We start from the raw sequence: 5,086 nt of genomic DNA, 5'->3' as shown, positions 1-5,086 counted from the left end.
CGTCGGGAACTGTTTCGGAAACCCGGTACGAGACGCTCTCAAAACAACGCTAATCAAAAGCAACGCTCTGAAATCAACAAATGTGCTACAGCAAGAGCGTCGGAAGTAATGCCATAACTAGATTCAAACGAGAGCGGTGTATGAACGTGTAAATCCCATTGACTCCACTCTGAGCCACGGTCAAGAGTCATGAAATTTTTCTGTATCTACGGGCAGATAATACTTTTCAATAGACACAAGTGACGGAGATAGAGAATTCTCTTGGGATGCTCCGTTGAACGCCGACGGCATCTGCGGGTTGTATCGCTAATATCAGGAGAATTGGACAGCATCTGGCGATCGGGGAAGTCTTACGACCATCGCACAAACGCTTCGAGACTTTACCACGAACCACGTAGAAGAACTAGCGACACACAGTCGAAGTTACTAAATCGGAAATTTTCCACATCATATACGGATTCTACAGCGTATTAGCTATGGACGTGGTCGGTGTTTATTTTATTCCACACCAGTTCTTCCCGGTTCACACGGAAACACGTGTGTAGTCCCTCAGGTCGCACACTAGGAACGTTCTCACGATTGGGCATTTGTGAGTGGCTTAGGTTCTCTCAATCAATCTCGTCTTAACCAACACAGCAGTGCATTTACAGCTAATGTTGGTTAAGCCTGATTGCACGCGTACTACTGGTTTGACGAAGACTCGGGAACCTAGTTGGTGGCGCTCCACTAACTGCCACTATCGTCGACGGAAGAGTGAGATCAGCAGTTACGAATTTTCGAGGTCGGTAGCGAAGTCGGCGTCGGTATCTTCGAGGAATCGCTGGCCAGCATCAGTGAGCCGCCAAGCTTTGGCGTTCCCGAGATCTTTCGAATAGAGAAACCCTTCTTCCTTGAGTTCACCGAGTCGTGAGTCGGTTCCCGGCTGGTTGTTGATTTGTGGAGAGATACCGTAGCGGGCGCGTCTTCTCATTCACGCGACCGGGCAGCCTGCGGCTAGTTCAAGCACACGCGGTCAACCGAATCTTAACCAACACTCATCGCCAAGACCGTCCAGTGTTGGTTAGCAGTGAGTGCGCAAACCGGCCAAACAAAACCTGTCCCGCCTCAACCGCACAACCGTTCTACTGTAACACTATCACACTCGTCGATCGTGACGTAGTCGATGGCGCTTCAACCGTACTAGCGCTCTGCGATACCCACTACTCACTAGCTGGTGTGCCTAAGGGCACAAACTCAAAACACACCGTACAGCTTCTCCGAATCTAGCGAAACAGCTCTCACAATCTAGCAGAATCCTTATCATCACCGAACATATAATACATGAAACATAGGTGTGCGATCGTGACGATTACCGATAGTCAACGGGAGACGTATCAGACTGCTGTTGAGGACTTCATCACACAGTCTGAAGAGAATACCTGCCTTCCAACCGCCGTCGTCAATATCCTGGATGAACTCGCTGAACGGCGGGAGACGCCTGGTCTTCGCGTCTCGGAAGAGGAGATGCTAGAATACGTTGATTATGACCCACTCCTTGGTGCTACCACGGACTTTCTACCTGAACGTCTTAATCCCCACCTCAACTCATACAATTACGAAGTCAAAGAGGACCGCAGCCTCTCGATGTCAGAACTCAACTCAATTATTGAGGACGAACTCGCCTCATACCCGATTGTTGAATTTGACAGCAGATATTTTGAGTGGGTAGATGGATATGATGCTGATGCAGGAATCTATGGGCGGAAACAGCCTCACACCGTAGTTCCCTTCGCGTTTAATGATGAAACTGTGCTGATTTTCGATCCGTACGAGGATTTTTATTTGGCAGACCCGGAAGTCGGCACAGCACCGAAAGAAGTCCCCCAACCTCTCTTCTATGAGTGGTGGAGCGGGGAATCGGCACCCCGGTGGAGCCTCTGCGTGGAACAGATGGAGCAACATACCCTGGACGAACTCGAGGATTCAGAATAATGAGTACAGAGTCAATCACAATTCGGGAAGATCGGTTAGTTTTCCCTGAAGGGACTAGCGTCGATGATCAAATAGAAAACAGGCTGAAGCGGCGCTTCGGCCGAGGCGTATTCGTACAGGAGTCTTTGGAAACTCCTGATGAAAATTTGGTCATCAAGCTTGGGACATCCTACCCGAAGGACGTGAGCGACCGGCGTGAGCGAGATAATGTGATGAAGTTCATCAACTTGGGGGATGTTGAGACGCTCTATGCGGAACCCACTGGAGAGGGGTATTACACAGTTGAACTGCCGGATAGATCTGAACTGAAGAATAGTGCGCAGGAGCGGAGATCGGAGATTATTGGTCAGTTAGACTGGTCCACTGCAAAGGCGATTTACGATGATGTCTACCAACTCAACCCTGTCCGGAACCAGCTGAACTCGCTAATCCAAATCATCCGCTGGTTGCACAGAGAACCTGAACTGTCGGTAGAACGGGTTGACGACATACAGCGAACGGATAATTCTAGAGAGTATCTCAGAGTCATGCATGACCTTGGGTTCGTGAATCTTGACGAAGAGAATGATATCGTCAAGCCAGGTGGCAAAATGGAGGGGGCAGAAGCAAAGGTAATTGAAGATGAGAATTTGGACGAGGATGACTTCGAGAAAGTCGTAATCGGACATCTCATCAAAGACGGTTACAACGTTCTCCGGGATCAGCTTGATCTGAGGATGCTCAACCACTTCCCGAAATATGCTAATTCCTTCTATTATACGGCTCTCCAACGGGGAACCCACGAAGTGCATCTCGATAATACTGCACTTATTGAGAACTTGAGTCGAGAGTGGGGAGAAGACGTTGACCCGCTCCAACTGGAAGACAAACTCAATAAGCTCGAAGAAGTGGGCGTGATTGAGCGGGAAGGCGAATACGTGACGGGTAAGGAAGACGTTTACACGTCGATCTCGCAGGATACAGCGACTGGACGGGTAGCTGATTAAGGGAATAGCACTCGGTCAGGCTCATCCCCGGGGTTACACGTTAAGAGAGTTGGTTTCCGAGACGTACACACGATTGGGAATCACGTGTGAACAGAGATTCGGGAAGATTCGGGCGCTTACCTGTTTAGGTGCGGATTCTCTGAGAAGCTGGGTTGCGAGCGTGCTAATGTTCACACGGGTAGGCGGTTGCGGGTAGCTTAGATTGGCTCAGTCTATATCGTCTTAACCAACATTCCAGAGTATCCGCAGCCGTTGTTGGTTAAGACTGAATGCAAGCGTGGTACTGGTTTGACGAAAACCGATGAGGCTATTGACTGCGTTCCAAGACACTGCCACTCGCACTAACGCAAGAGCTAATCGTATCGTTCGTTCTTCGGTTCGCAGCGATCGAGGTTCGCACAGCCATATTTAGCTAGTATACGGCTTCTAGGGTATCTCGGTTCACACGCGTGTTTCGGCTTTGACCCCCGTGTTCCCTCCCGATGTGATGACGCCAGCAATCAGTCGCGGTCGTCCTCAAGGGCGTCCGTCGGCAGGTCGCCCTCTAGCCACGCACGACCTCGGTCCGTCAGTTGGTAGAGAGACTTCTCCTCGTCGTAGTACTCTACAAGCCCGTGTTCGCGGAGAGTCGGAAGGTGGTCCTCGATGCCAGACCGGCTCCAGTTCGTGTTCACTTCCAGCGTTCGAGGAGTTAGAACGAGTTCACGGTCGCCCGGATTATGGAGACATCGAAGAATGTCGTAATCCATCGGCGTCATCCACGACACAAGCCGGGGTCGAGGCATCGTCTAATCCTCCAACTCCTCAGTCGGTAGCTCGCCTTCGAGCCACTTTCGACCACGCTCAGAGAGCCTGTAGACGCCTCGGTCTTCGTCGGCGTGTTCAATTAGTCCCTGTTCGTGGAGCGTCAAAACGTGTTCTCGAACTGCCTGATGGCCCCAATCAACATTTTCAGCAATCATCGAGGGGGTGAGCTGAAGTTCCCGGTTGCGCTTATTCTGAAGGCGTTCGAGGATATCTCTATCTACGGGCGTCATCCAATCCGCCAACCGGGGCGTCGCCATACCACTGGCAACCCTCCGCGAGCCGTATTACTATTTTCATGGCCTTACCCATCGTGTTTAGTTTAGCGAGTTCCACCAGACGGCGAAGGCTTGCAACCACGATTCCGCTGTTATTGGTTCGGCGTGGCTGAAACTATTACTGAACGAGGAAGTTCGTCGTTTTATCTCTCGAAAGATATGTTCGACAGCATCCCGATTCCTATGACGAACGGTCCGGAATCGAAGCCCGACCCGCTGGAGTGCTGTTTTGAGATGCTGGGCGTGATCAACCAGAAACACGGCATCTTCAACGTCGTGTTTCTCGCGTAACTCCTGCAGAAACCGTTCAGTCAACGCCGTTGTTGTCGTCGAAAACAGCCGTATATACAGGAATCTGTTCGATAGTGGATTGACGGCAGCGTACAGCCAGTACTGCTGGCCGTCGGTGCGGATCACTGTTTCGTCAACCGCAATCTGATCCGGGCTGGCGTCGCTGGCGGGCTGTAGATTCGCTTTTTGCACCCAGTCATGGATGGCTTTCCGCGAGCGTTGGACACCGAACTTCTCAAGTTCTTTGACGGTATTCGAAAGTGAGAGTCCAGCCAGATGGAGGCGGATACCAAGCCGCATCAGCTCGCTCGGTGTCCGCTCTCGCTCCACAAACTCTAACTCGATCCAGTCGCTACAGCCACTGAGGCGAGTGATTTCCGCCATGGACAGCAGAAACCACTCTCACCTCACTTTTCAGCCGTAACTAAACACGACCCACTCGAATCCAAAGAACAGCGGAAGCAGTGGGGTTAGTCGTATCTATTCACGCCAGCCGATGTCACGGAATAGCGTGACGAACCCTAACCAACATCCGAGGACAGAAGAGTAGTTGTTAGTTAGAACTCGAGTCGCCAAACGGAACCAAAGAACGTGTGGCTAGGGCCACCAATCCAAAACACTCCCCACACCTCAGCACAGCGCTGTAGAATCTCAGGGGCCTGTACCGGCTACTCGGATGGATTTACTTCTACTAATCTCCCCCGAAAAATTGTAGCGCGAGACCACGCAATTGAGGCTAACGCCCCTAACGACGGA

The 5,086-nt window shown here is 51.3% G+C and carries 5 protein-coding genes; 2 read left to right on the top strand and 3 right to left on the bottom strand.

The window, feature by feature from the left end; all coding sequences use genetic code 11:
• The first annotated feature begins 1,341 nt into the window (after nucleotides 1-1,341).
• Together GJ634_RS14060 and GJ634_RS14055 are read left to right on the top strand one after the other, a co-directional pair.
• The gene (locus GJ634_RS14060; RefSeq protein ID WP_157503493.1) at nucleotides 1,342-1,971 is read left to right on the top strand and encodes a hypothetical protein; all 630 of its coding nucleotides are present in this window, start codon (nucleotides 1,342-1,344) and stop codon (nucleotides 1,969-1,971) included.
• Nucleotides 1,971-2,957, top strand: a complete 987-nt coding sequence (locus GJ634_RS14055; RefSeq protein ID WP_157503492.1) for a hypothetical protein — start codon at nucleotides 1,971-1,973, stop codon at nucleotides 2,955-2,957. The genes GJ634_RS14060 and GJ634_RS14055 overlap by 1 nt, the downstream gene beginning before the upstream one ends.
• A 500-nt stretch (nucleotides 2,958-3,457) precedes the next feature.
• Here GJ634_RS14055 and GJ634_RS14050 read toward each other — a convergent pair whose 3' ends face one another.
• The 3 genes from GJ634_RS14050 to GJ634_RS14040 all read right to left on the bottom strand — a co-directional run bounded on the left by GJ634_RS14050 (nucleotide 3,458) and on the right by GJ634_RS14040 (nucleotide 4,714).
• Nucleotides 3,458-3,706 (bottom strand): ArsR family transcriptional regulator, encoded by a 249-nt coding sequence (locus tag GJ634_RS14050; RefSeq protein WP_231737054.1) that lies wholly within the window; start codon nucleotides 3,704-3,706, stop codon nucleotides 3,458-3,460.
• A gap of 39 nt (nucleotides 3,707-3,745) precedes the next feature.
• The gene (locus GJ634_RS14045; protein WP_157503490.1) at nucleotides 3,746-3,994 is read right to left on the bottom strand and encodes an ArsR family transcriptional regulator; all 249 of its coding nucleotides are present in this window, start codon (nucleotides 3,992-3,994) and stop codon (nucleotides 3,746-3,748) included.
• 84 nt (nucleotides 3,995-4,078) lie between these two features.
• Nucleotides 4,079-4,714: an IS6 family transposase gene (locus tag GJ634_RS14040; RefSeq protein WP_157503489.1), complete on the bottom strand. Its 636-nt coding sequence runs from the start codon at nucleotides 4,712-4,714 to the stop codon at nucleotides 4,079-4,081.
• Nucleotides 4,715-5,086 lie beyond the last annotated feature (372 nt).

It is taken from the genome of Halobacterium sp. CBA1126 (assembly GCF_009741975.1).
GTDB lineage: Archaea > Halobacteriota > Halobacteria > Halobacteriales > Halobacteriaceae > Halobacterium.
The sequence above is the reverse complement of the archived record's forward strand: the minus strand, read 5'-3'. Positions and strand labels throughout refer to the sequence as shown.

Excerpts from the sequence above, each read along its gene's own strand:
- GJ634_RS14055 (WP_157503492.1), top strand. The coding sequence starts at position 1,971 with ATGAGTACAGAGTCAATCACAATTCGGGAAGATCGGTTAGTTTTCCCT.
- GJ634_RS14050 (WP_231737054.1), bottom strand. The coding sequence starts at position 3,706 with ATGGATTACGACATTCTTCGATGTCTCCATAATCCGGGCGACCGTGAA.
- GJ634_RS14045 (WP_157503490.1), bottom strand. The coding sequence starts at position 3,994 with ATGACGCCCGTAGATAGAGATATCCTCGAACGCCTTCAGAATAAGCGC.
- GJ634_RS14040 (WP_157503489.1), bottom strand. The coding sequence starts at position 4,714 with ATGGCGGAAATCACTCGCCTCAGTGGCTGTAGCGACTGGATCGAGTTA.